General features: G+C 66.5%; 23 protein-coding genes, 1 pseudogene and 1 riboswitch. Of the genes and pseudogenes, 9 read left to right on the top strand and 15 right to left on the bottom strand.

Annotated elements, in window-relative coordinates:
• Positions 1–35 precede the first annotated feature (35 nt).
• The 6 genes from ABIB45_RS10165 to ABIB45_RS10140 all read left to right on the top strand — a co-directional run bounded on the left by ABIB45_RS10165 (position 36) and on the right by ABIB45_RS10140 (position 7838).
• Entirely contained in the window at positions 36–656 is a 621-nt protein-coding gene (locus ABIB45_RS10165; protein WP_354215727.1) for an ECF transporter S component, read from the top strand.
• Entirely contained in the window at positions 656–2245 is a 1590-nt protein-coding gene (locus ABIB45_RS10160; RefSeq protein WP_354215726.1) for an ABC transporter ATP-binding protein, read from the top strand. Before ABIB45_RS10165 ends, ABIB45_RS10160 begins: the two co-directional genes overlap by 1 nt.
• Positions 2242–3036 (top strand): energy-coupling factor transporter transmembrane component T family protein, encoded by a 795-nt coding sequence (locus ABIB45_RS10155; protein ID WP_354215725.1) that lies wholly within the window; start codon positions 2242–2244, stop codon positions 3034–3036. Before ABIB45_RS10160 ends, ABIB45_RS10155 begins: the two co-directional genes overlap by 4 nt.
• Before the next feature lie 138 nt (positions 3037–3174).
• Positions 3175–4698 carry a UDP-N-acetylglucosamine 1-carboxyvinyltransferase gene (locus tag ABIB45_RS10150; RefSeq protein WP_354215724.1) on the top strand — a complete coding sequence of 508 codons (1524 nt, stop codon included), beginning with the start codon at positions 3175–3177 and terminating at the stop codon, positions 4696–4698.
• Between the two features lie 574 nt (positions 4699–5272).
• Positions 5273–6505 carry a glutamate--cysteine ligase 2 gene (locus ABIB45_RS10145; RefSeq protein WP_354215723.1) on the top strand — a complete coding sequence of 411 codons (1233 nt, stop codon included), beginning with the start codon at positions 5273–5275 and terminating at the stop codon, positions 6503–6505.
• 127 nt (positions 6506–6632) lie between these two features.
• Positions 6633–7838, top strand: coding sequence for a glycoside hydrolase family 26 protein (locus ABIB45_RS10140; protein ID WP_354215722.1), 1206 nt, complete (start codon positions 6633–6635; stop codon positions 7836–7838).
• Here ABIB45_RS10140 and ABIB45_RS10135 read toward each other — a convergent pair.
• The 5 genes and pseudogenes from ABIB45_RS10135 to ABIB45_RS10115 all read right to left on the bottom strand — a co-directional run bounded on the left by ABIB45_RS10135 (position 7797) and on the right by ABIB45_RS10115 (position 11161).
• On the bottom strand, positions 7797–8438 hold the full coding sequence (locus tag ABIB45_RS10135; protein ID WP_354215721.1) for a hypothetical protein: 642 nt from the start codon (positions 8436–8438) through the stop codon (positions 7797–7799). The genes ABIB45_RS10140 and ABIB45_RS10135 overlap by 42 nt on opposite strands.
• A gap of 272 nt (positions 8439–8710) precedes the next feature.
• Positions 8711–8842: pseudogene (locus ABIB45_RS10130) on the bottom strand (amino acid transporter); the annotation flags it as partial.
• Positions 8843–9278: 436 nt separating this feature from the next.
• Positions 9279–10487: an O-succinylhomoserine sulfhydrylase gene (locus ABIB45_RS10125; RefSeq protein WP_354215720.1), complete on the bottom strand. Its 1209-nt coding sequence runs from the start codon at positions 10485–10487 to the stop codon at positions 9279–9281.
• On the bottom strand, positions 10488–10907 hold the full coding sequence (locus ABIB45_RS10120; RefSeq protein WP_354215719.1) for a rhodanese-like domain-containing protein: 420 nt from the start codon (positions 10905–10907) through the stop codon (positions 10488–10490).
• Positions 10904–11161, bottom strand: a complete 258-nt coding sequence (locus tag ABIB45_RS10115; RefSeq protein WP_354215718.1) for a DUF1737 domain-containing protein — start codon at positions 11159–11161, stop codon at positions 10904–10906. The genes ABIB45_RS10120 and ABIB45_RS10115 overlap by 4 nt, the downstream gene beginning before the upstream one ends.
• 13 nt (positions 11162–11174) lie before the next feature.
• Positions 11175–11290: riboswitch (SAM riboswitch) on the bottom strand.
• A 183-nt stretch (positions 11291–11473) separates the two neighbouring features.
• On the opposite strand from ABIB45_RS10115, the gene ABIB45_RS10110 reads away from it, so the two are divergent.
• Both ABIB45_RS10110 and opgC read left to right on the top strand, forming a co-directional pair.
• Positions 11474–11755, top strand: coding sequence for a hypothetical protein (locus ABIB45_RS10110; protein ID WP_354215717.1), 282 nt, complete (start codon positions 11474–11476; stop codon positions 11753–11755).
• A 166-nt stretch (positions 11756–11921) separates the two neighbouring features.
• A complete protein-coding gene (gene opgC / locus ABIB45_RS10105; RefSeq protein WP_354215716.1) occupies positions 11922–14393 on the top strand; it encodes an OpgC domain-containing protein in 2472 nt (823 codons plus the stop codon).
• Here the strand turns inward: opgC and ABIB45_RS10100 are convergent.
• The 4 genes from ABIB45_RS10100 to ABIB45_RS10085 form a co-directional block, all read right to left on the bottom strand.
• Complete coding sequence (locus ABIB45_RS10100) at positions 14380–15579, bottom strand: acetyl-CoA C-acyltransferase (RefSeq protein ID WP_354215715.1); 1200 nt, start codon at positions 15577–15579, stop codon at positions 14380–14382. The genes opgC and ABIB45_RS10100 overlap by 14 nt on opposite strands.
• A gap of 17 nt (positions 15580–15596) precedes the next feature.
• Positions 15597–16061 (bottom strand): pyridoxamine 5'-phosphate oxidase family protein, encoded by a 465-nt coding sequence (locus ABIB45_RS10095; RefSeq protein ID WP_354215714.1) that lies wholly within the window; start codon positions 16059–16061, stop codon positions 15597–15599.
• An 83-nt stretch (positions 16062–16144) separates the two neighbouring features.
• The gene (locus ABIB45_RS10090) at positions 16145–16612 is read right to left on the bottom strand and encodes an NUDIX hydrolase (protein WP_354215713.1); all 468 of its coding nucleotides are present in this window, start codon (positions 16610–16612) and stop codon (positions 16145–16147) included.
• A gap of 7 nt (positions 16613–16619) precedes the next feature.
• Entirely contained in the window at positions 16620–17561 is a 942-nt protein-coding gene (locus tag ABIB45_RS10085; RefSeq protein WP_354215712.1) for an aminodeoxychorismate lyase, read from the bottom strand.
• A gap of 94 nt (positions 17562–17655) precedes the next feature.
• On the opposite strand from ABIB45_RS10085, the gene cls reads away from it, so the two are divergent.
• Positions 17656–19128, top strand: a complete 1473-nt coding sequence (cls, locus tag ABIB45_RS10080; RefSeq protein WP_354215780.1) for a cardiolipin synthase — start codon at positions 17656–17658, stop codon at positions 19126–19128.
• A 98-nt stretch (positions 19129–19226) separates the two neighbouring features.
• Here the strand turns inward: cls and ABIB45_RS10075 are convergent, their stop codons facing one another.
• The 6 genes from ABIB45_RS10075 to ABIB45_RS10050 all read right to left on the bottom strand — a co-directional run bounded on the left by ABIB45_RS10075 (position 19227) and on the right by ABIB45_RS10050 (position 24124).
• The gene (locus tag ABIB45_RS10075) at positions 19227–21329 is read right to left on the bottom strand and encodes a chorismate-binding protein (RefSeq protein ID WP_354215711.1); all 2103 of its coding nucleotides are present in this window, start codon (positions 21327–21329) and stop codon (positions 19227–19229) included.
• 401 nt (positions 21330–21730) lie between these two features.
• Positions 21731–22354 (bottom strand): LysE family transporter, encoded by a 624-nt coding sequence (locus tag ABIB45_RS10070; protein ID WP_354215710.1) that lies wholly within the window; start codon positions 22352–22354, stop codon positions 21731–21733.
• Positions 22355–22433: 79 nt separating this feature from the next.
• Entirely contained in the window at positions 22434–22583 is a 150-nt protein-coding gene (locus tag ABIB45_RS10065; protein WP_354215709.1) for a hypothetical protein, read from the bottom strand.
• Between the two features lie 87 nt (positions 22584–22670).
• On the bottom strand, positions 22671–22790 hold the full coding sequence (locus ABIB45_RS10060) for a UPF0758 domain-containing protein (protein ID WP_354215779.1): 120 nt from the start codon (positions 22788–22790) through the stop codon (positions 22671–22673).
• 181 nt (positions 22791–22971) lie between these two features.
• Positions 22972–23262: a hypothetical protein gene (locus ABIB45_RS10055; RefSeq protein WP_354215708.1), complete on the bottom strand. Its 291-nt coding sequence runs from the start codon at positions 23260–23262 to the stop codon at positions 22972–22974.
• Positions 23263–23302: 40 nt separating this feature from the next.
• On the bottom strand, positions 23303–24124 hold the full coding sequence (locus ABIB45_RS10050; RefSeq protein WP_354215707.1) for a methyltransferase domain-containing protein: 822 nt from the start codon (positions 24122–24124) through the stop codon (positions 23303–23305).
• Between the last annotated feature and the right edge of the window lie 80 nt (positions 24125–24204).

Here is a 24204-nt window from a genome sequence, read left to right as displayed (position 1 = left end):
GCGAACTCTCCCCTCCTGTACCTCAGGAGGCAGAAATGACAACAGTAGGCATGAAGAAAGCCAGCTATAGCTGGCGGGTTGTGGACATCGTGGTGGCAGCTTTGATCGCCATCGCCGGCGGTGTCATTTTCTGGGCCTGGTCCCAGGGTGCGGCGCTGGTGTCCGCGCCGATGAACGCCACGTACCCGCCCCTCACCGGCCTGATCGCCGGCGGCTGGATGATTCCGGCCGTCCTGGGCATGCTCATCGTCCGCAAACCGGGCGCAGCGCTCTTCTGCGAGGCCGTTGCCGCCACCGGTGAGCTCATGATGGGTTCCCAGTACGGCACCACCGTGCTGATCTCCGGCATCCTCCAGGGCCTCGGCGCGGAGCTCGTTTTCGCCGCGTTCGGCTACAAGAAGTTCAACCTGCCGGCAGCCGTGCTCGCCGGTGCCGGTGCCGGCCTGTTCTGCGGCCTGAACGATTCCTTCCTCCCGTGGGGCTGGAACATCGCCTATGAAGCCGGCGACAAGGCCACCTACATTCTGTTCTGCGCGATCTCGGGTGCCGTCATTGCCGGCGCCGTGTCCTGGATTGCCACCCGCGGCCTGGCCAAAACCGGGGTGCTGGGCTCCTTCGCTTCCCGGAAGGCCGGTTCGGAGCCCGTTTTCCACTGATGGCCGTTTCCGACGCCGGTGCTTCCGGAGTGCGCCCGGCCGCGGTATCCGCCCGTGGCTGGGGCTGGCGGCACGCCGGCCGCATGGCGCCGGCCGTCCGCGGGCTCGATCTGGACATCGCGCCGGGCGAGCGGGTGCTGCTGCTGGGCCCTTCCGGTGCGGGCAAATCAACGCTGCTGCACGCCCTCGCCGGAGTGCTCGGGGATGAAGGGGACGATGCCGACGAGACCGGTTCGCTGCTAATCGACGGCGCGGTGCCGCGCAGCCAGCGCGGCCGCGCCGGGCTCATGCAGCAGGACCCGGAAACGCAGGTGGTCCTCTCGAGGCTGGGTGACGACGTCGCCTTTGGTGCCGAAAACCTGGCCGTTCCCCGGGACGAGATCTGGAAGAGGGTCCATGAGGCGCTCTATGACGTGGGGCTGCGCAGGGCCGGACGCCCGCAGGGCGGAGCTGGCGGTGCCGGCGGCTTCGGCGGCGGACTCCCGCTGGACCGCCCGACGTCGGCTCTGTCCGGCGGCCAGAAGCAGCGGCTGGCCCTGGCCGGCATCCTCGCGATGCGGCCGGGGCTGATCCTGCTGGACGAACCGACAGCCAACCTCGATCCCGCCGGTGTCCTGGAAGTCCGCGACGCCGTGGGCCGCTGCCTCGACAAAACCGGCGCCACCCTGGTGGTGGTGGAACACCGGGTGTCCGTCTGGAAGGACCTGGTGGGCCGGATTGTGGTGCTGCAGCCGGGCTCGGGCGTGCTGCTGGATGGCCCGCCGGACCGGGTGCTCGCCGAGGCGCGGGACATGCTGATCGGGGCCGGTGTCTGGGTGCCGGGCCATGTTCCGGCCACCCGCCCCCGTGCGCGTGCTTCGGCTGACGGCGGCCAGCTGCTGCTGGCGGCCGAGGACGTTGCCGTGTCGCGCGAGCGGCCCCGGCGCCGCGGCTTCCGCACCATTCCGCCGGTGCCGGTGCAAGCGGGGATCACCGCCCAGGTCCGCGCCGGCCAGGCACTCACCGTCACCGGCCCCAACGGCGCCGGCAAGTCCACGTTTGCGCTCACCCTCGCCGGACTCCTGGCGCCGGTGAGGGGGAAGATGTCTGCAGCCGTCGAGCTTTCCGATGGTGCCGGAATCGATCCCTTCACGTGGAGCGCCAAGCAATTGATTTCCCGCATCGGCACGGTCTTCCAGGAGCCCGAGCACCAGTTCGTCACGGGTCGTGTGCTGGATGAGCTGATGTTCGGTCCGCGCCACCTGGGTTTTGGCGAAGAGCGTGTGGAGGAACTCCTGGCACGGCTGCGGCTGACGCACCTGGTGGACGCCAACCCGTACACGCTGTCCGGCGGTGAAAAGCGGCGGCTGTCCGTGGCCACGGTCCTTGCGGCCCACCCGCGGGTGCTAGTGCTCGACGAACCCACGTTCGGCCAGGATGCCAACACATGGTCCGAACTCGCGTCCTTCCTGTCCGAGCTGCTCGACGCCGGAACGTCAGTGGTTTCGGTGACCCACGACGAAGAGTTCAGTGCCGTCCTGGGCGGCACCGAACTGCGCCTTGGCCCGGCGTCGCGGGGCGGCGCCCGCCAGGAAGCAGGTGCGGCATGAGGGATGCCCTCACACTCCGAGGCAACCACGCCCTGTTGACGCACGCCAACCCGCTGGCCAAGTTCGGAGCCGTCTTCCTCATCACCCTGGTGCTGGCGCTGTCCATCGACTGGGTGTCAGCCTCCGTAGCGCTCGCGGCCGAGTTGGCGGTCTTCCCGCTCGCCGGACTTACCCTGCGCCTGCTGTGGCAGCGCGGCTGGCCGCTCATCATCGCGGCTGCCGTGGGCGGCTGGAGCACGGCGATCGTCGCGGCGGACAGCGGCGCTGTACTGCTCGACGTCGGGATCTGGTCCATCAGCGAAGGTTCCCTCCAGCTGGGGCTCGGTTTTATGCTGCGCGGACTTGCGATTGCGTTGCCGGCCATCCTGCTGATGACGTGTACGGACCCCACCGACCTCGCCGACGCGCTGGCGCAGAAGGCCCGGCTGCCGCACCGGTTTGTGCTTGGCACCCTGGCCGCGATGCGGCTGGTGGGACTTCTGGCCGAGGAGTGGCAGACCATTGGGATGGCCCGGCGGGCGCGCGGTGTGGGTTCCCACGGCAGTCCGCTGCAACGGTTGCGGGCCACTCTCGGGCAAAGCTTCGGGTTGCTGGTCCAGGCGATCCGCCGTGCGTCCCGGCTGGCCGTCACCATGGAAGCGCGCGGATTTGGCACCGCCCGGCGCACCTGGGCCCGGGAATCCACCTATTCGCTGCTGGACGTTTGGGTGGTGCTCGGCGGTGTGCTGATTGCGGCTGCTGCTGTGGCTGCCGCTGCCGGGATGGGGACCTGGAACTTCGTCTGGCGGTAGGGATGGCGCACCGCCACCGCCGCGGTTCTGCCAAAAGCGGCGTGAGTAATATCGCATGAATCGGGTATTTGGGTCCATCCCCTCGCCTTTCGCGGGTTCGGTATGCCTCGAATAACTCATCTGTGATATTTTTTGTCTATGATTCAGGAAACTGCCGAGCACATTGCCGCTGCGCTCAAAGACGCCCGAATGGAAAAGAACTGGACCCAAGGCCAGCTCGCCAGCGCACTGGGAACCAGCCAGAGCGCCGTCGCCCGGATGGAACAGGGCAAGCAGAACCTCAGCCTCAAGATGATCCAGCGGCTCGAGGCGATCTTCGAGCGCAGCATCGTCAAGGTGGGCAAACCGCAGATGACGCACTTGCGGATCGAAGGCGGCCGCACGCTTTCCGGGACGGTGGATGTCAACAGCAGCAAAAACGCGGGTGTGGCCCTGCTCTGCGCCAGCCTGATCAACCGTGGCACCACAGTGCTGCGCCGTCTGGCCCGCATCGAAGAGGTCAACAGGATCGTTGAGGTCCTGACCAGCATCGGTGTGGAATGTACCTGGCTCAACGACACCGACCTCCAGCTCCGCCGCCCCGCCGTCCTGGACCTTGCCGCCATGGATGTGGACGCCGCGCGCCGCACCCGCAGTGTAATCATGCTGCTTGGCCCGCTTCTGGATGAGTCCTCCGAGTACCGCCTCCCGTATGCCGGTGGCTGCGACCTGGGCACCCGCACCGTTGAGCCGCACATGCAGGCCCTGCGCCAGTTCGGGCTCGCGGTGGAAGCCACTACCGGTTTCTACACGGTGCAGGCTCCGCCGCCGGATAACCAGCACCGCTCCTTTGTGTTGACCGAGCGCGGGGATACGGTCACCGAGAACGCGATCATGGCTGCGGCCCACCACCGCGGCACCACCGTGATCCGCAATGCCAGCCCCAACTATATGGTCCAGGACCTCTGCTTCTACCTGGAGATGCTCGGCGTGCAGATCGACGGCGTTGGCACCACCACACTGAAGATCACCGGGCAGCCGCTGGTCGACGTCGACATTGAGTATTTCCCGTCCGAGGATCCTATTGAGGCGATGAGCCTGATCACCGCGGGCATTGTCACCAATTCGGAGGTGACCATCCGGCGCGTCCCCATCGAGTTTATGGAGATCGAACTGGCCACGCTGGAGCAGATGGGCCAGCAGTTGGAGATCTCCGGGGAGTACATGGCGTGCAACGGCCGCACCCGCCTGGTGGATGTGACCACCAAGCCGTCCGAGCTGCGGGCTCCGGAGGACAAAATCCACCCCATGCCGTTCCCCGGGCTGAACATCGATAACCTGCCGTTCTTCGCAGTCATCGCGGCCAACGCCCACGGCCAGACCATGATCCACGACTGGGTCTATGAGAACCGCGCCATCTACCTCACGGAGCTCAACAGGCTCGGCGCCCAGGTGCAGCTGCTGGACCCGCACCGGATCTACGTCAACGGCCCCACCAAGTGGCGCGCGGCCGAGATAGGCTGCCCGCCGGCCCTCCGCCCGGCCGCCTGCCTGCTGCTGGCCATGCTCGCCGCACGGGGTGTGTCGGAGCTGCGCAATATCTACGTGATCGAGCGAGGCTACGAGGACCTGGCCGAGCGGCTGAACACCATCGGCGCCAGGGTGGAGTACTTCCAGGACTAAGGCTGGGGCCGGGCCGGCGGATTCTGCACCATCATTCGGGCCGGCCCGGGTTCGGACCGTGGCAGCCCCGTCACGCGGGTTGGTCTTGGCCGAATGACTGAGCGGAATCCGTCACCCGCAGAATCCGTCACCCGCGCGGCCGGCCACGTTGCAGCATGGCGAGGATCTGCTGCAAAACCCTGTCCGGACTGTTCCAAATCCGTTCAGGGGCGTAGCTCAGCACGGCGTACCCCGGGTCTGTGCGACATTGGCACGGGTCATCTCCTTCCGCCAGGTCGCGCGGGAACTGTGGAATTCGAAGCTGTTGACCAGGCACGTCAAACCGTGGATGACGGTGTCTTCAGGCTGGCTATCGGCAGGCTAGTGGGATGCGCTGGATGCCAGGTCACGAGCGAATCGCTGACGATGGCCTGGAGGAACTCGTGGTCCGCGTCGGGCAAGGCCCACACGCCCTTTCGAGGCTGGCTGGCCCCGCCGTTGCGAGTTTCCGGACGGCGCGTTCGGTGTAGCCTTCCCCGCGCAGCGTGCCAACCCGGGCTGCCACGGGCTTGCCGGGTTGGCGCACAATATAAGCATGCGAACTTTCGGCGTCGAGGAAGAGCTCCTGATCGTGGATCCGGACACAGGGCAGCCGCTGGCCTTGGCGGATGCCCTGCTTTCAGGGCACCGTCTGGCGGCCGACGACGCCCCGGCAAACCAGTACGCGCCGGAGACCCGGGACAAAACCGCGCACGACGCCGAGGAAATGGGCCTCAGCGCCGAGCTGAAACTTGAGCAGATCGAGACCCAGACCCGGCCGTGCCTTGAGTACGCAGAGCTGCTACCGCAGATCCGGGCCGGCCGTATGCTCGCGGACCGGGCGGCCCGCAAGAACGGGGCCCGGGTGGCGGCGCTGGCCACATCCCCGTTCGGTTCCGCGAGCCACACCACCCCTGACCCACGTTATGCGCGGATGCTGGAGCGATTTGGCCTGACCGCGCAGGAACAATTGACATGCGGCTTCCACGTCCACACGAAAATCGAATCCAAGGACGAGGGCGTGGCCGTGTTGGACAGGATCCGCGACAAGCTTGCTGTCCTGACTGCGATGAGCGCCAACTCACCGTTCTGGAACGGGATGCCCTCAGGATTCGAGAGTTACCGCACGCAGGCATGGAACCGCTGGCCTACGTCCGGTCCCAGCCCGATTTTCGGCACCTATTCCGCATACCGGCGGGTGGTGACGCGGCTGCTGGACAGCGGTGTGATGCTTGACGAAGGCATGATCTACTTCGACGCCCGCCTGTCCCGGAACCACCCCACCGTTGAGGTCCGCGTGGCCGATGTGTGCCTCCGTGCGGAGGATGCGGCCCTGATCGCAGTGCTGGTCCGGGCCCTCGTCGAGTCGGCGAGCAGGGAGTGGCAGCAGGGTGTAGAGCCGGCCCCGGTCCCCACCGTGCTGCTGCGGATGGCGGCCTGGCAGGCGAGCAGCAGCGGCCTCAGCGGCGAGTTGCTGGACTTCGGCACGTTCCGGCCTGCGCACGCCGTCGACGTCGTTCGTTCCCTCGTGGACTACCTCGCTCCGGTGCTCGCTGAACAGGACGAGCTGTCCCTGGCCCGGGAGGGTGTGGAAGACATCATTGCCCGTGGCACCGGCTCCATCGAACAGCGCCGGGTCCGGGACTCCGCGATGGAAAATGAAGAAGGGCCCGACGACGGCGGGCTGGGGGCCGTGGTGTCGCACGCCGTGGGTGTCACGATGCGCGGGACTTCGGGGCTGCCGGAGGTTGAATACGCCCCCGATTTGCTGCGGGTTCGACAGGCCTGACTTGATCAGACGGCCCTTTCCTGTGCCACGTCGGGCCCTCCTTTTGATCCTTCGGCTGGTTACTATTGGCCAACGGCGTCTTTGTGCGCACGGAACATCATTGTGCGCACAAAGATAAAGGGGACCCATGGAACACCTCACGCGGCGCAGCGCCATGCTGGGATTCGGACTTGCCGCCGTAGGCGCCGGACTCAGTGCGACGGCCGCCTCCGCCGCCCCCGCTCCTGCCGTCACCCTCCTGCCGGCTTCCGGTCCTGCGGGGACCAGTGTGGCTCTGAGCGGATCCGGGTTTCCCAAGTCATCGGCCGGAAGCGTCACCGGCGGCTCCATGACCGTGACCTTTCAAACCACGAAATCCGGGGCGTTCAGCGCACAGGCCACCATAGCCCCAACGGCGCAGGGGCCGGCACCACTGACAGTGACTGTAGGTGGGAGTTCGCTCACCGCGATTTTCACAGTCCTCGCCGTCGTCCCCAAAGTCAGCACGGCCTTCCTCCGCTTTGGCGTCGCCACCCCTGGTGGCGCGGGGGCAGGGGCGGAGCTTGATGCCGTCGCGGCCCTCGTTGGTGAAAGTCCTGGCATTGTCCTGTCCTACAAGGACTTTGGCCAGGCCCCGCCGGTTGGGGAACTGGATGCCGTGGTGAACCGCGGCGCGGTTCCGCTCGTGACGTGGGAGCCCTGGATCGCCGGCAACGGGGTGACCCAGCCGGCCTACGCGCTGGCCCGCGTCGCCGCGGGGGATTTCGACCCCTACATCAGCCAGTGGGGAGCAGCCCTGGCCGCCTGGGGCAAGCCCCTGATGCTCCGGTTCGCCCACGAAATGAACGGCAACTGGTACCCGTGGTGCGAAGCCGTCAACGGAAACCAGCCCGGCGACTACGCCCGGGCATGGCGTCATGTGCACGATCTGGTGAGTGCGGCCGGCGCCAACAACGTGAACTGGGTGTGGGCACCCAATGGCGGCGGATCCGTGGATCCGGCCCTGCTGTACCCGGGAGATCCCTACGTGGATACGCTGGGACTGGATGCGTACAACTGGGGCGCCACCCAGGCCTGGAGTTCCTGGCAGATGCCGGCTGCGCTGTTCGGGCCCCACTTGGCACAGCTCCGGACCATCGCCCCCGGCAAACAAATCGTCATGACCGAAACGGCCAGCACGGAGACCGGCGGGAGCAAGCCGGACTGGAACACGGCGTTGGTTTCCTACCTGCAGACTCAGCCGGACGTCAGCGGGTTCGTCTGGTTCAACTTCAACAAGGAGACTGACTGGCGGATCAACAGCAGCACCGCCTCAGCGTCCGCGCTCGAGGCCGCTCTGGCTGCGCGCCGGTAGCTCGGCTTCCTCATGCCGCATCAGCTGGGCTCCCACCGCGGCCTCCACCAGATAAAAAACAAACGGCGGGATGTCCTTGGTGCCCGCCAGGATGGCGCCGAAGACGGGAACACTGGCCGCCGCAATGATGCCGGTCCAGGGTTTCACCGGCGACAGCAGGAGCCCGGGCGCCAAAGCCGCGAGGGCGCCGATATGGAGACCGGCGTAAGTTAGGAACGGCCAGCTCGGCCCCCGGCGGTAGGCGAACTTTTCCAGATCCGAGGCACGCTCGGCAAGGGCAACAACGAACAGCGGTGCGCCTGCGAGCAGGGCGGCTGCGGCTCCGGAGGCGAGGTTCTTGGCGGGACCGGACCTGATCGCCTGGGCGAACCGGACGAAGCCGACGGGTACCGCAGCAGTGCCGGCCGCTGCCAGGAACTGCCCGGCCACCCAAAGTCCGCGGCTGCGCTGCAGCATCGCCAGCCGCAATGCCGGGTCCTTCGTGGCGTGCACCATGCCCACAAAAGAGATCCCCACCCCCCAGCAGCAACTCGCGGCAACGATGACCGTGCCGGCCCGCCTGTAGGGTTTGTTCGCTGTCTGGGCGTTGGATGAGTGCATGGCTTGCTCCCGGTCCGGCGGATGCGGTGGCCCAGCAACATCGCGGAGATGACCATGAAAATACCCCGCGGCACCGCCCCGGTCAACGGGCGAACAGGTTCGACCGTCCAACCCGCCTGGGTTCCACAGGCGCAGCGGCACCACCAGGCGCAACAGGCGCAGCGCCGCTCAGGCGCCCACGGCCAGCCGGATCCCCAGCGTGAGCAGCACGGCTGCCGCCCCGAAGCCGTCAACGCCCCCGGACGGACCGCGGGGCGCGCCGCCATCACGCCGTACTCCACCAGGAAGGCGGCCCCGGCAAAACGGACCACGTCCACGATCACGGGATTGGACTGCAACAGCGCCCCCACACACGCGATGCAGGCCGCAATGAGGACCGTATCGGAGACGCTGCAGACCAGCACGACGGCGCCACATGCTCGCCGCGGATGCCCTGCCGCAGCACGAACGCGTTCTGGCTGCCAATGGCCACGATGAGGGCAGCTGGAATGGGATGGCCTGCAGGAGCTCGGCGGCAGCGGGTCCACACCGGGCGCCCCATCCCGCTGGTGGTGAATGCCGACTCGCTGTCCATCTGGTTCCTGCCGGCGCCGTCAAGCCTTCCGGCGGACCTCGGCGCCTGCTTTGGAATCCACCGCGAGGATGAACAGCATTCCACCCGTTTGCTCCGGACAGGAGCGGTGATGGCCGCAGTGACCGCAACGCCCGGGCCGGTCCAGGGATGCAGCTCCTCCGGAGCAGCATTGCCTCGCAGCCCCGGTGCTCAACCAGCTGACCGAGTCGGTCCGCCAGACTGCGGCCCGGGAACTCCGCCAGCCCCAGGCCGCAGCCTGACCGCCGTCAGACCTGCTTCAGGGCCTGCTCGAGATCGCCGATGAGATCGTCCACGTCCTCCAGCCCCACGGACAGGCGCACCACGCCGTCGCTGAGCCCGATCGCGGCGCGGCCCTCCGGGCCCATGGCACGGTGGGTGGTGGTGGCCGGATGGGTGATCAGGGACTTCGCGTCGCCCAGGTTGTTGGAGATGTCGATGATCCGTAAGGCGTCCAGCAGCGCAAAGGCGGCGTCCTTGCCCGAGCGGCCACCCGCCGTCGCAAGTTCCAGGGTGAGGACGGTGCCGCCGGCCTTCATCTGCTTCGCCGACAAAGCGTACTGCGGGTGCGACTTCAGTAGCGGGTATTTGACCCAGCTGACGGCCGGCTGCTGCTCGAGCCATTCGGCGAGCCGCAGCGCGGACGCAGAGGAATGGTTCACGCGCAGGGCCATGGTCTCCAGGCCCTTGGTGAGCACCCAGGCGTTGAACGCGGAGAGGGACGGGCCGGTGTGCCGCATGAGCTGCTTGACCGGGCCGTCAATGAATTCCTTCGTCCCCAGGATCGCCCCGCCCAGCACCCGTCCCTGGCCGTCCATGTGCTTGGTGCCCGAATACACAATCACGTCCGCGCCGAACTGCCCGCAGCGCTGGAGCAGGGGAGTGGCAAAGACATTGTCGACGACGACGGTGGCCCCGGCGGCGTGCGCCAGTTCGCTGACCGCGGCGATATCCACGATCTCCTGCATCGGGTTTGACGGCGACTCGAAGAACACCGCAGTGGTGGGCTCGGACAGCGCGGCGCGCCACTGGTCCAGGTCCGGGCCATCCACAAACACCGTCTCCACGCCCCAGCGCGGCAGGATCTCGTTCAGGATCACAAAGCAGGAGCCGAACAGCGACCGCGCGGCCACCACCCGGTCGCCGGCAGCCAGCAGGGCACCCAGGGCGGTGAACACTGCTGACATGCCCGACGCCGTCGCGAAGCACGCTTCGGTGCCTTCGAGCAGGCGGAGGCGCTCCTGGAAGGTGGCCACGGACGGGTTGCCATAGCGGGAGTAGACGAACCGCTGATCCTCGCCGGTGAACGCGCGCTCGGCCGCGGCCGCCGACTCGTACACAAAGCCGGAGTTCAGGAAAATGGGCTCGGTGGTCTCCTGGAAGTGGGTGCGGTCCAGCCCGCCGCGGACAGCCTGCGTGTCTGCGCTCCAGCCCTCGGCGTCTTCGTTGAATGTCATTTAGCGGCTTCCCGGGTTGGTGGGCAGTCCGCTGTTTTTCCAGCCGTTGACGGTGCGGTCGCCGTAACGGTCCGGCTCGCCTTCGAAGCCCTCGAGGACGTTGTAGGAGGTGAACCCGGCCTGCGTCGCGGCGATCGCGGCGGCGACGGAGCGCTGGCCGGAACGGCAGATGAACACCAGTTCCGTGCCGTCGTCCGCCGGGGCCTGTTGCCTGAGGTCGGCGATAAAAGCAGCGTTGGGAATGCCGCCGGGGAACGTCCACTGGATGAACAGGGGATCGTTGTGCTTGTCGTTCGCGAACGCGGTGTCCGGGATGCCGATGTGGGCCCACTCGCCCTCTGTGCGCACGTCCACCAGGATGGCGCCCTGTTCCAGCTTGGCCCAGGCTTCCTGCGGGGTCAGGTCTCCGGCGTAGCTCACGCGTGGCCCTCGCCGTCGAACTCGAGGTCTTCCACTGCCGTGGCGACGGCGGCATCCGCACTGGCGATCGCGGCCGGGAGGATGAGCGCCTGGGCAACAATCACGGCGTTGCCGTTGAACGTGGCGGCGGGGCTGCCGTGCAGCACATACCCCTCGGCCAGGGCGGCGGATATCCGTTCACAAAAGGCCCGGTCATCCGGGCCTGTGATAAGCCGGTAGGACAGTTTTTCTTCAGGGGCAGGTGCGTCAGACACGACGGATCTCCTTCTCTCACGCTTGCAGCTCGAATGGGTCGATATGCCGAGTATTCACCTGAGGCACCCCGCCGCGAAAGGGAGGGTTGCCGACCGGCCAGTCAGGGCTTGGCACCGGTTCTCATTACTCACCAAAAACGTAACATCCGCCGTGCCCGTCTACACTGCCGCCATTGTCATGTTCCGTAACCATCGCGTGCTTCCGTGACCTGCGGGCTGGCGGCACAATCGAATCCTGGGGGGCTGTGTGCCGCACTCGCGACGGTGGGGCTGGGCAGTTGCCGTAACGTTTTCGGGCCGCCGCCGCCGTGCATGCCGCCTGCGATCACCGTGACGCCGGCGGAGGCAAAACCCGGTGACCGGGTAGCGGTCAGCGCCCCGGTCGCGGCCTGCGATGCGGGCTACGGCCCTTGTGCGCAGGTCTCCGTGGAACTGCTGGATGCCCATGGCACCACGGTGCTGGAGGAGTTCGCACCCATGACCGACGACGGCGGCTTCACTTTCGTGTTCACCGTCCCGGCAGGCATGGCCCGGGGGAAGCCGGGGTCACCGCGCAGCCGTTCAACCTGGACTGGTGCGACGACACCGGGGTGAATCCTGGGCGGCTGACCCGGAGGTCGCCGGGCCAGCCGGACGGCGCCGGGTTGAAACCGAATGGCCCCGGGTCGAAACCGACCGGCCAGCGAAGACCGATAGAGTTTGGCGGGGGCACCGGCCACCATCACTGAAGCAGCTGCACTGGGGGAGGGTCCACACCAGCATGCCAACAGCAACCGCACTAAGGCGCGTACCGCCGTCGGCCGTACCCAGACTGCGGAGCCCGCTACCGGCCGCACTTCTGGCGGCCCTGCTCGTCCTGTTCAGCCTGCTCACCGCGGGCTCCGTCCACGCGGCCGAGCCTGAGCCGGCGGAAGGCAAACCCCTGCTTGGAGCTGTCCTGGAGTGGGGCGACGATTCGGCGCAGGGTTTTGCCGAGCGGCTGGGATCTTCGCCGGCGCTGCTGTGCCACGAAATCTCGCTGCCCGTGCGCTCCGGCGAGGAGCAGGACATCCGGGAATTCCTCGGCCAAGCCGCTGGCCAAGGCGCCCAGGCCATGCTCACCGTGCGGCCCACGGCGGCGCTGGACCAGGTGGACGCCGCTGCCGCTGGAGCCTTTGCAGCCAAGGTTGAGGACCTGGCGTCAGCTTTCCGCGGTACGCTCCTGGTCCGGTTCGCCCCGGACATGAACTCAAGCTGGGTGGATTGGGGCCAGCAGCCGGTCGCCTACAAGTCGGCGTTCCGGAACGTTGCCGCAGAGTTCAAAACTGCGGACGACGCCGGCACGGTAATGGTGTGGCAACCGTACCTTGGGCGGGACTACCCTTTTGAACGGCACCGGAACGCCCCGGCCCCCGGGTCCGAAGGCTTCGCCCTGCTGGACACCAACGGCGACGGAAGCTGGAACAGTGCAGATGCCGCCTACGCTCCGTACTACCCGGGCGATGACGCCGTGGATTGGGTGGGGCTGACGGCTTACCACGATGACACCGGCGGCAACTCCGCCGTCAACACCGTTCCCGCGGACGGCGAGCTGTCCGCCATGCTGACGCAGTCCGGCAGCGAAGACTTCTACGCCACGTATGCCGCTGCCCGGAACAAACCGCTGGTCCTCCAGACCGCAGCCTTCTACAGCCCTGCCTCCGGCGGCGCCGCAGAGGCCGACATTAAAACGTCCTGGTGGGACCAAACCCTCAAATCGGCCACGTCCGCAGAATTCGCCAGGATCGCTGCCGTCGTCTGGGACGAGCGGACCAGCACCGGGGATACCGGGGTGGTCAGTATCGACTGGCGGCTCACCGGCAACTCCGGCATTGCCGGAGCTGCGGGGGAGAGCCTGGTTCGGTCCGGACTGACTACCGGCCCGGTGACGGCTATCAGCGGGGGCCAGCAGGCCACGCGGGCCAACTCCCTGTCCGGGGCCGCAGCCTGGAGTGTCGCCGCGGCCATGGTGATCCTGCTGGTTGCCTTGTGGCAGTTGCCGCGGCGCGTCGGCGCGGTTGGCGCCTGGGCTTATGGCGATCCGTCCAAACGCGATTCCCGCGTGGACTTCCTGCGGGGACTGGCCATTGTTTTTGTGGTGGTCAACCACCTGGGCATGACGTCGCTGTTCCAACTGCTGACCCAGGAAGCGGTGGGATTTGTTTCCGGGGCAGAGCTGTTCGTCCTGTTCTCCGGCCTGGTGGTGGGCATGGTTTACGGCCCGCGGGTGAAGAACGACTTCGGCAACGTGGTGGACCTGACGTCCCGGCGCGCGGGCAAGCTGTACGTGACGGCGCTCGCGGTCCTTGTTGGGGTCTTCCTGCTCTCGCTGCTGCCCTTCTTCCAAACCGACGCGCTGACCACCTACGCGGACCAGGGAACCGGGGGTGCGGGACACAACGCAGTGGGCCGGACCTACGACCTGTACGCAGGGATGGAAACGCTCCTGCAATTCCCGGTGCCCGCCCAGGTGCTGCCCGCCATCGTCCTCCTGCAGTTCGGTCCGTGGCAGTTCAACGTGATGGGCCTCTACGTGGTGCTGCTGCTGGCCAGCCCCCTGATCCTGGCCGCCCTCAACCGCGGCAAGGCGCTGTGGGTCCTCGCCGCGACGCTGGGCCTCTACGCAGTGGGTGCGGCCACCCGTTTCAGGCTGCTGCCCTCCCAGTTCGAGGATTCTTTCCCGCTGCTCGTATGGCAGGTGCTGTTTGTCATCGGCCTGGTGGCGGGTTTCCACCGAAACCGTATCGTCGCCTGGCTGTCGTCGCACCACTGGGTGGTAGTGGCATCCACGGTGTTGGCGTTCGCTTCCGCGTTCCTGTCCTGGTGCAACCCGTACCTGGCTAACGGGTTCGACCTGCGCCTGGCCATCATCCCGGACACCGCCTACCGGGCCATGTACGACGCCTTCTTTGCCCGCACTTACCTGGATCCGGGCAGGCTGCTCAACGTCCTGGTCCTGGTGGTGGCCGCCTACGCGTTCCTGACCGCCTACTGGAAGCCGGTACAGCGGGCCCTGGGCTGGTTCCTGATCCCGCTGGGGCAGGCCACGCTGTACGTCTTTATCCTGCACGTGGTGCTAATCGCCGTGATCGCCAACATCCCGGCCCTGCGGCAGGGCGACATCCTGATCAATACGGCCGCGTATGCGGCTATCCTGGGTCTCCTGTGGCTGATGGTGAAAAAGCGCGTCCTGTTCGGGATCATCCCAACTTAAGGATCAGGGCCTCGCCCTGGCCACCCCCACCGCACAAGGCCACCACGCCCGTGCCGCCGCCGCGGCGTTTCAAAGCCAGCGCCTGGTGCAGCACGAGCCGGGCCCCGGAGGCGCCCACCGGATGCCCTAAAGCGATGGCGCCGCCGTCGGCATTGATCCTTTCGGCATCGATCCCCAGGTCCCTGGCGGACTGCAGCACCACCGAAGCGAAGGCTTCGTTGACCTCAATGAGGTCCAGGTCAGCTACCGTCAGCCCCTCGAGTTTCAGGGCCCGTTCAATGGCGCGGGACGGCTGGGAGTGCAGGGAGCCGTCCGGTCCGGCGGTCTGGCCGTGGCTGCCGATCTCCGCAATCCAGCTGAGCCCGGCCGCCTCCGCCGCGGCTTTGCTGGCCACCACCACGGCGGCCGCGCCGTCGGACAGCGGCGAGGAGGACCCTGCGGTGATGGTGGCTGAGTCCGCCGTGGAAAAGGCGGGCTTCAGCGCGGCAAGGGCCTCCGGCGTCGTACTTGCCCGGATCCCCTCGTCAGCATCAATCACGACGGCGGGGCCGCGGCGTTGCGGGACTTCCACCGGAGCGATTTCCTCGGCCAGGATCCCGGCGGCCCGGGCAGCTTCCGCACGTTGATGGGAACGGGCGGCGACGGCGTCCTGGTCCGTCCGGCTGATGCCGAGGCGGGCGTTCCCGGCATCGGTGGCGGAACCCATCAGCTCGCCGGAGCGGGGGTCCTGCAGGCCGTCAAAGTTCAGCGAATCCAGTAACGGCGCATCGCCGATGGCAACGCCGCCGCGGAGCCGGGGCAACAGGTGCGGGGCGTTGGTCATGGACTCCTGGCCAGCCGCCACAATGAAATCTGCCTCGCCCGCCCGGATCATCCGGGCGGCATCAATCACGGCGGTCAGGCCGGAAAGACACAGTTTGTTGATGGTCACGGTGGGCACGGCCCAGCCGATCCCGGCGGCGAGGCTGGCCTGCCGGGCGGGTCCCTGACCGGCGCCCGCCTGGATAACCTGGCCCACGATCACGGCCTGGATCTGCTCCGGTGCCACTCCCGTGCGCTCCAGCGCATTTCGGATGGCATGGGCACCAAGTTCGCTGGATGAAAGCCCTGCCAGTCCGCCGCGGAACCTGCCGAAAGGGGTGCGGGCGCCGCCCAGGATGACGGGGGTGTGAGCGTCGTTGCCCATGGTGGGGTGCCTTTCGATTACTCGAACGACGTCCGACGGCGGTCCGAGAGCCTGGTATTCCAGACGTCCGGTTTGTTGACCTTGAACCGGCGGCCCGTCAGGGCGCTGGCAGTGAGGCGGATGTAGTGCTCCTTGGGGCCTGGCTGCCAGGGCTCCAGGCTCAGTTCATCAACGGCGTCCTTGTCAGCCTGGTCCTGGATCACCTCTGTGTCTCCGCGCACCACCACGCTCCACGCCTCCTCCGTGTGGGGATCATAGCCATCAATCTCGAGGGCCGCGGGCCGCCCCGTTGCCGCGTTCCAGAGTTTTGTGCCACCGGCTGTGCGGAAGGAAATGCTTCTGCGATTCAGGACGAAGTTGATGGGAAAGATCTCCGGATGGCCGTCCACCACGAGGGCCAGCCGCCCCACGGCCTCATCGGCGAGCAATTCCCAGCATTCGTCAAACGTCAAATTGGTAATGGGCTCACTGTGCGGGTTCATGAACCAAACCTTACGGCCCCGGCGTACGGATCAACAGGGCATTTCGGCCCGGGCGTTGAACCGCATCCTCAGGTTCCGTGGCGCTATTCAAGACGCCCGGCCAGGGCGTCAAGGATCGGGAGCTGGCCCTTGACCAGCTTGTTGCGGGCATCGGTCGCGGTGACCCACCGCGCGTCGTCGATTTCCGGAAAGTCCCGGATTGTGCCTGACCCCTTGGGCCACTCCAGCGCAAACGTGTTGCTCACGATCTCCCCTGGCTCGAAGCCGGACTCCTCCGCACTGAATACGGTGATGACCTTCCCGGATGGCTGCCGGAATGCGCCCAGCAGAAAGTAGTCGACGTCCGGTGGCGGCGTGCCGATCTCCTCGGTAAACTCGCGCCGGGCTGCCGCCAGGGGATCTTCATCGTCCTGGTATTCGCCTTTGGGAAGGGACCAGGAGTGGGCCTGTCTGCCGGCCCAGAAAGGTCCGCCCATATGCGCTATCCAGATTTCCAGCCCGCCCTCCACAGCGTGCCGGTAGAGCAGGATCCCAGCGCTGGGAACGGTCATTGGCTGCCTACTGGATCCCTGCGTACAGTGCGTTGAGTTCGGCGGTCAACTGCTTCTGCAAGGCCGGGGTGCCGATTTCCTTGCCGTCGATGTGGTTCACGGGCGCCAGCAGCCGGATGCTGGAAATCAGCCACACAGCGTCGGCGTCCAGCAGGTCCTGCGGCTCCAGCGGACCGTAGCCCAGTTCCCAGCCCGCCGCTTTGGCGGCACCAAAGAGCGCGCTCTGGGACGTGCCGGCGAGGATCCCGGTGTCCAGCTGGGGCGTGATGAGCCGGCGGACCGTGCGGGTGGCGCCTGCGCCGTCGTCGGATGTTTCCACGTGCGCCAGCAGTACCGTGGACGTGGGGCCCTCCAGGACCCGGCCGTCGGCGGAAAGGAAGATGACGTCGTCGGCGCCCTGCTTGTGTGCGTGCCGGAGGGCGGCCATGTTCACCGCGTAGGAGAGGGTTTTGGCGCCGAGGAGCAGCCACGGCGCGCGTTCCGCGACGTCGCTGTTGTAACCGCGGTCCAGCAGGATGATATCGATGCCGGCCTCGCGCTGGCGTCGGCCCAGGGCGCCGACCGGCGATACCTGGACCCAGCAGGTGGTGGAGTCCGCGCCTTCCGGGCCGCGCGTGGCCACAAGCTTGACCACCACCTCGTCCTCGGCGGCAGAATGCGCCGGGTGCTGGCGGCGGTATTGTTCCACGCCCGTTGCGATGGCCGCACGCCATGGTTCCTGAGCCGGGATGACCAGGTCCAGGGCCGCCGCCGAGCCGCCGAGCCGGTCCAGGTGGGCCTGCAGCTTCCTCACACCGCCGGCTACCGCGAGCATGGATTCGAATACCCCGTCACCGCGTGTGGCACCCTGGTCCGTAACCAGCAGCTGTGGCTGCGAGGCGTCCGCCAGCCGGCCGGCCGGGAACGCGGGGTCAAGGAAAACAAGCACCACGGGCGCACGAGAAGTCATGGCTCCAGCTTAGTCGGGCCGCGCGCGGCTAAGCTGTGGTCATTGCCCGGCCGGAACCCGTCCGCCGGTGCGCACACCCCGGGGGTTTCCAGTGTTGTGGCCGATTTCGCTTGTGGGTACCGCTCCGACGTGGATTGTGGTGGTTCTGAGCATTGCAGACCTGGTGATCCGGGTCCTGGCCTTGGGCATTATCCCTGGCAACAGGCGTCCCACCACGGCCATGGCCTGGCTGCTGGGGATCTTCTTCGTGCCGTTCCTGGGCCTGGCACTCTTCCTGCTCTTCGGCAACTTCAAGCTGTCCAGCCGCCGCCGGCAGCAACAGGAGATTGTCAACACCCGGGTTCGGGCCAACATCTCTGCGCTGGCCGATGTCCAAAGTGACTACCCCGGCCCCGAGTGGGTCAAATCCGCCGGCGAACTGAACCGCCGGCTGGGCTCCCTGCCGATGGTGGACGGCAACGCCGTTGACCTTATCCCCGGCTACCCGGACTCGATCCTCTGCATGACCGAGGCCGTGCGCGAGGCCAAGATATTCGTCAACGCCGAGTTCTACATCATGAGCACGGACCACGTCACGGACGACCTGCTGACAGCGCTGGAAGAAGCAGCCGAGCGGGGCGTGGAAGTGCGCGTGCTGTTCGACCACATCGGCACGCTGCGGGTCAAGGGGTACCGCAACCTCTTGACCCGGCTCAAGGCAAGCAAGATCCAGTGGAAACGCATGCTGCCGTTGCTGCCCATCCACGGTCAGTGGCGCCGTCCTGACCTCCGTAACCACCGCAAGATCATGGTGGTGGACGGCGAAGTCGCCTTCACGGGCTCACAGAACCTGATCGAGCCGTCCTACAACAGCCCCAAGCACCGCAAGGCCGGCCGCGAATGGGTGGAGCTGATGGCGCGCCTGCGCGGACCGATCGTCACCACCCTGAACGTGGTCTTCGCCACCGACTGGCTGAGCGAGACCGAAGAGAACCTCGAACACCAGCTGCAGCTCCCGGCCAACCCGGAGCCGGGCAACGTCACAGCCCAGGTGGTACCGAGCGGGCCCGGGTTCATTACGGAAAACAACCTGCGCCTCTTCAACACGCTGATCTACTCCGCCCAGCAGCGGATCTCCATCTGCAGCCCATACTTCGTCCCCGACGACTCGCTGCTCTACGCCATCACCACCGCGGCCCAGCGGGGCGTGGACGTGGAACTGTTCGTCTCCGAAAAGGGCGACCAGTTCCTCGTCCACCACGCCCAGCGCTCCTACTACGAGGCACTGCTGGAGGCCGGCGTCCGGATCTACCTCTACAAGGCGCCGTTTGTCCTGCACGCCAAGCACTTCACCATCGACGACGAAGTGGCCGTCCTGGGCTCCAGCAACATGGACATGCGGTCTTTCTCGTTGAACATGGAGGTTTCGGTCATGCTGATGGGCTCGGACATCGTGGACAAGATGCGCGCGGTGGAAAATACCTACCGCGGGATTTCCCATGAGCTCAAGCTTGAGGACTGGCTGCAGCGCCCCCTCGCAGCCCGCTACATCGATAACGTGGCACGGCTGACGGCGACCGTCCAGTAGCTCTCGGAGTTTTTGTCCAGATAATGCGGCTTTTGAGGCGTTTATCCCGCATTATCTGGACAAAAACTCTGGGGATGGGGCGGGTGGGGCAGCCGGGTTCAGGTGGTGGGGAACTCCGCGCCGAGTGCGGAAAGCACACCGTGCGCCTTCACACGGATCTCCTCGTACTCCTCGTCCGGCACCGAGTCGGCCGTGATGGCGCCGCCGACGCCGAGGGTGAGTTCCGCCGTCGCCGCCGCTTCGCTGTCGTCCCCGGACTTGCCTACCCCGCCAGAACCAGTTCCGGAGTCGGTGACCAGGGTGCGGATCGCCACGGCAAGATCCGTTGCTCCGTTTAGGGAAAAATAGCCGATCGCGCCGGAATACAGGCCGCGCGGACCCTCTTCCAGCCGGTCCAGAATGGCCATGGTGCTGATTTTCGGGGCGCCGGTCATGGAGCCGGGCGGGAAACAGGCGGCGACGGCCTCGGCCCGCGGCGAACCGGGCAGCAACTGTGCGTCGATGGTGCTCACCATCTGGTGCACGGTGGCGTAGCTTTCGATTTCGCACAGCCTGCTGACCGTGACGGATCCGGGTTCCGCGAAGTGGCTGAGGTCGTTCCGCAACAGGTCCACGATCATGATGTTCTCGGCGCGGTCCTTGAGAGATGCCGCCAACTCGTCCCGCAGTTCCCTGTCCTGCGTGGGATCGGCGCCCCGGCGGCGGGTGCCCTTGATCGGTTCGGCGCGCATGCCGCCGTCGGACGTGATCCGCAGGAACCGTTCCGGCGACGTGCTGGCCACCGTCAGCCCGCCAAACCGCAGGTAGCTTGCGAACGGCGCCGGGTTCTTCCACCGGAGGGCCAGGTAAGTAGGCCAGGGGGCCGTCGCGCCGGCCGGCAGCGTGGCCGTGAGCGTGGTGGTGAGGCACACTTCGTACGAGTTTCCCTCGTAAATTTCGTGCTGGGCGGCGGCGATTTTCTGCTTGTAGGACAACGCGTTGTCCCGGCTGCTGAACGCGGGCCCGCCGGGAAGTACGACGCCGTTGCTGCCGCTGCTCCCGGCGGCGGCCAGGCCGACGGCGGTTCGGGCAGCGGCCAGCCAGCTGTCGGCGTCGGGAGCCTCCAACGCAAGGAGCCAGGCCGTTCCTTCGATATGGTCCAGAACGACAGCCCGGCCCGCAAAGATCAGCGCCGCGTCGGGGGTCTGCGCAACAACGTCCGAACCGCCGGTTTCGCGCTTCAGCTCATAGCCCAGGCAGCCCAGCCACCCGAGCGTGAAGTCGCCGGGGTAACCGTCCGGGGTGCGGACATCCCGGCGCCCCCAGACAGTGTCCAGCCAGCGGAAGAACGGGCCCGGCACGCGTGCTGTTGCGAAACCGGTAGTAACTACGCTTTCGCCGGACTGGTGGGTGACGGACTGGCCGTAGGTCCCGCCGTCGTCCGTGAGGATGCTGAAGCGGCTGCGTTCGGCAGGTGCTGACTGCCCTGGCAGGGGACCGGTGGTTGCGGCGGGGCCGGCGTTGGAGGAGTCCAGCCAGACGGCGTTTGTCGAGCCGCCGTACAGCGTCGCGAAGAGGGTGGAGGCGTCCGGCCGGCAGTCCAGCCGCTCGGCCCGCAGCCTCAGGCCCCGGCGGGCGGCAAGTTCCGGAACCAGGACCGGTCCGAGTGCCGGCAGGTAGGAGAGTGCCTGCAGCACGTCAGCGGGGGCCGACCCGTCCGCGTGATTGAGCACGCGGATCTCGGCCTGGCCGGGGACGTCGTCGTCGGCGAGCCACTCATTTTCCTGCGCCGCCCACTGCTCCCAGAACGGCTCATAGGTACCGCCGTCGCGGTCCAGCGCCCGCTGCCGGCGCACATCGTCGGGTGAATCGGCCCAGATGACGGCGCTGAGCAGCGGCCGGGCGCCCCCGGCGGCCGCACCCACTCCCTCGATGATCACGATCTCAGCGGGCAGGGTGACCCGGAGGTCGCCGTCGTAATGGTTGGCCCAGTCCCAACTGGTCCAGGTGGCCGCTTCGCCGCGGCTCAAGGGGGTGAGCACAGTGGACACGTAGCGTTCAATCCCCGCGGTGAGGCCGTTCCAGCCCGGGTAAATGTCCTCGAGATGGAAGAGTGACACCTTGTGATGGTTCCGCAGCCGTGCGGCCAGTTCGATGGCCAGGGTGGTTTTTCCTGCGCCTGATCGCCCGTCGACGGCGATGATCACAGGTGTGGGGGTCATGAAATAGAGCGTACCTGCTGCTGGATCGGTTGCCGGGGCGGGGCTGCACGGCGGCCGCTCCCCATATGCCCGCCCAGGAAGCCACTCACAAGAAGGAAGAGCGCTCCCGCCCTGCCCAGCAGGACGCCTACGTCTTGCCGGCCCCTGACCCGGGCCGCCCAGGCCGTCGGCCCGAAACGCTGCGGCCAGCATCAACTCGGTCATCGGGGGACCGGCAGATGTTGCCTGTGCAGACGGTGATGACGCGGTATGGGCTCGACAATGAGTTCAGGATGCTAAGCATGCTTTATAGAGGCTTTCCTGGCCAACAACACCTCACGGATCTTTACGGATCTGTGAAGTAAGTTTCTGTTCCAGTCAATCAATCCGATTGGACGACCCGGGACTGGGGCCTCACCTGGCTAGTGGATCAGCGCAAGCAGAACACCCACGGCCACAAAAAGGACGCCGAAGATCCGGCTCAGGATCTTCTGGCCGTGGGCGTTGCGGGTGAAGCGCTGGAAGGACTTGGCGGCCAGCGCGAAAAAGAACCACATGACCAGGATGTCGATCATCACGACGGTGGCCGTGAGCATCAGGTACTGCGGCAGGAGCGGCTGTTCCGGACGGATGAACTGCGGCATGAAGGCGAGGAAAAAGACGATGGCCTTGGGGTTCAGGAGGTTGACCCAGAGTCCGCGGCGGAACATCGACCCGGCAGGTTCGTTCCGGAGTGCGGCAGCCTGTTCCTGATCGAGGCCCGGCTTGCTGAGGAACTGCCTGATGCCCAGATATACCAGGTAAGCGGCACCGGCGTAGCGGATCACGTTGAAGGCCACGGGCGAACTGGCCACCAGGACGCCCACCCCCAGCGCCACGATCACTACATGGATCACCAGGGCCGCCTGCTGGCCCAGGATGCCCCAGATGGAGCGGCGGAAACCTGATGTCAGGGAGTTGCTCATGGTGTTGATCGCGCCGGCCCCTGGTGTGAAGCTGATCAGGACGCCGGCGCCCGCGAGGGCGAGCCAGAGGGAGAATTGCACCTCCCAAGTTTAGGGGCGCTTCACCATAGGGTGGTCAGCGGCTCGAAAGCCTGAAGATCCTCATCGGCCGTCACCAGCGTCATCCCTCCACCATGGCCTGGGTGGCGAGAATCCGGCCAAAAGGATCCTTGTGCGTCCAGTCCAGCTGGCGCGCCGCCAGCGTGTGCGGGTCGGAGACCGGGAGTTCGGGCGCATAAAGGTGGGCTACCTGCCGCGCGAAGCTCGTCACGATTCCGGCGCCGGACGGCAGCTGTTCAGCATTTGGGAAACCGGGTTTTGCTTCCTCGACGTTGTATTTGCCCCATGGTGACCGCGTTTAGTTGGTCGACCTCGTCCGTGTCAGCGGGATGGCCACGAGTTCCGCATCGCTGAGGGCTCCACTTCCCAGGTGGAGCAGTCTTTCCCGAGGACGTTCGCTCTCAGGGAGATCTGTCATCCGGATTGGGTCAGCCACAGTTGCCGTATCTTGAATTCACCCAGTGGGACATAGTGGATGGGAGATCCTCGCTGAGTCCCGTATTGGTCGAAGTACGAGTGTGGCCCGTCAGACATGTAGCCGGTTTCGTCGAGGCCAAAATGCCCGATCATTCGGAGGCCGGGCTGAGCTGCAGCCTCTTTCAATGTTTTGGCCGCTCGCAGGATCGGAGACTCGGAGTAGTAGTCGTTGTCAGGCCAGATTTTGCATGGGCAATAGCAAAATATCTGGTCCAGTCTAGATCCATCCAGTCCAGACTCGCGTCGTAATGCGGTTCCAATGATCCTGCAAACTCGTCGCTGGCGACCTTGATGCCGTCCAGCTGCATGTCGGCATCGAGTGCAATCACCACAAGTTTGGGGAGGACCCTTCCCTCCTGAACAACGAGCGGGCGGACAAGAATCTGGAGGTCGAAGCCTGCTTGAATAATCATGGTTTGAGGCTATTTGCGGCTAGCAGCCGCCGGAACAGGTTTACGCCCGTGCGATGACCTCGCCGTTCGGGATCAGGAACCAGCCGTCCTCCGTGGACCCCCAACGGTGCCAGCCTGCGGAAATCCTTGCCAGGTCAGCGGCGTTCGCGAAACCGTACTCCAAGGCCTGGTCCGCAAAAGCTGAATGCAGCACCCGCTCGCCCCAGACGCGCGCCTGCCATCTTCGTTGCTGCCCGGTGGCGTAAAGCCAGTTGCTGCTGGAGGGTGCGACGTCGGTGAAACCTGCGGACTGGGCCCACGAGACCAGGCGGCGGCCGGCGTCGGGCTCGGCCCCGTTGCGACGGGCGATCCGCTGGTAGAGGTCCATCCATTCGTCCAGTTCAGGAAAGGACGGGTACCAGCTCATGCCATGGAAATCGGCGTCGCGCACGGCCACAATCCCCCCGGGTTTGGCCACCCTACGCATCTCCCGCAGCGCCTCCACCGGGTCGGTCAGGTGCTGCAGCACCTGGTGGGCGTGGACGACGTCGAACGTTCCGTCCTCGAAGTCGAGATCGTAGATGTTGCCGGCCACAAATTCCGCGTTGGCCACCCCGCGCTCAGCGGCGAGCGCCGTGGCCTGGGCGATGATGTCCGGCGACCGGTCCAGGCCGGTGACCGTTCCTGGTGCCACCAGCCCAGCGAAATCGCACGTGATGCTCCCCGGCCCACAGCCGACGTCGAGCACGGAGGTTCCCGGCGTCAGGTGCGGGATGACAAAGGCCGCGGAATTTTCCGCGGTCCTGGACGCGTGGGCGCGGACTACCGACTCGTGGTGGCCATGCGTGTACACATCATCGTCTTCTGGCTGCTGCGCACTCATAAGCAAACGCTACCCCTAAGTGGCCCGCATTTAGCGTGGTTATTGGCGGAGTTCGCGACGTTATCTGCCAGTCCGACGGC

The sequence above is a fragment of the Arthrobacter sp. UYCo732 genome, assembly GCF_040547265.1.
GTDB lineage: Bacteria > Actinomycetota > Actinomycetes > Actinomycetales > Micrococcaceae > Arthrobacter.
The sequence above is the reverse complement of the archived record's forward strand: the minus strand, read 5'-3'. Positions and strand labels throughout refer to the sequence as shown.

Bases quoted from the DNA above. Each gene is read 5' to 3' on its own strand.
- ABIB45_RS10125 (WP_354215720.1), bottom strand. From the start codon at position 10,487: ATGACATTCAACGAAGACGCCGAGGGCTGGAGCGCAGACACGCAGGCT.
- ABIB45_RS10160 (WP_354215726.1), top strand. From the start codon at position 656: ATGGCCGTTTCCGACGCCGGTGCTTCCGGAGTGCGCCCGGCCGCGGTA.
- ABIB45_RS10055 (WP_354215708.1), bottom strand. From the start codon at position 23,262: ATGATTATTCAAGCAGGCTTCGACCTCCAGATTCTTGTCCGCCCGCTC.
- ABIB45_RS10090 (WP_354215713.1), bottom strand. From the start codon at position 16,612: ATGACCGTTCCCAGCGCTGGGATCCTGCTCTACCGGCACGCTGTGGAG.
- ABIB45_RS10155 (WP_354215725.1), top strand. From the start codon at position 2,242: ATGAGGGATGCCCTCACACTCCGAGGCAACCACGCCCTGTTGACGCAC.
- ABIB45_RS10095 (WP_354215714.1), bottom strand. From the start codon at position 16,061: ATGAACCCGCACAGTGAGCCCATTACCAATTTGACGTTTGACGAATGC.
- ABIB45_RS10135 (WP_354215721.1), bottom strand. From the start codon at position 8,438: ATGCACTCATCCAACGCCCAGACAGCGAACAAACCCTACAGGCGGGCC.
- ABIB45_RS10100 (WP_354215715.1), bottom strand. From the start codon at position 15,579: ATGGGCAACGACGCTCACACCCCCGTCATCCTGGGCGGCGCCCGCACC.
- ABIB45_RS10110 (WP_354215717.1), top strand. From the start codon at position 11,474: ATGCCGCCTGCGATCACCGTGACGCCGGCGGAGGCAAAACCCGGTGAC.
- ABIB45_RS10165 (WP_354215727.1), top strand. From the start codon at position 36: ATGACAACAGTAGGCATGAAGAAAGCCAGCTATAGCTGGCGGGTTGTG.
- ABIB45_RS10140 (WP_354215722.1), top strand. From the start codon at position 6,633: ATGGAACACCTCACGCGGCGCAGCGCCATGCTGGGATTCGGACTTGCC.
- ABIB45_RS10075 (WP_354215711.1), bottom strand. From the start codon at position 21,329: ATGACCCCCACACCTGTGATCATCGCCGTCGACGGGCGATCAGGCGCA.
- opgC (WP_354215716.1), top strand. From the start codon at position 11,922: ATGCCAACAGCAACCGCACTAAGGCGCGTACCGCCGTCGGCCGTACCC.
- ABIB45_RS10150 (WP_354215724.1), top strand. From the start codon at position 3,175: ATGATTCAGGAAACTGCCGAGCACATTGCCGCTGCGCTCAAAGACGCC.
- ABIB45_RS10085 (WP_354215712.1), bottom strand. From the start codon at position 17,561: ATGACTTCTCGTGCGCCCGTGGTGCTTGTTTTCCTTGACCCCGCGTTC.
- ABIB45_RS10145 (WP_354215723.1), top strand. From the start codon at position 5,273: ATGCGAACTTTCGGCGTCGAGGAAGAGCTCCTGATCGTGGATCCGGAC.
- ABIB45_RS10050 (WP_354215707.1), bottom strand. From the start codon at position 24,124: ATGAGTGCGCAGCAGCCAGAAGACGATGATGTGTACACGCATGGCCAC.
- ABIB45_RS10060 (WP_354215779.1), bottom strand. From the start codon at position 22,790: ATGACAGATCTCCCTGAGAGCGAACGTCCTCGGGAAAGACTGCTCCAC.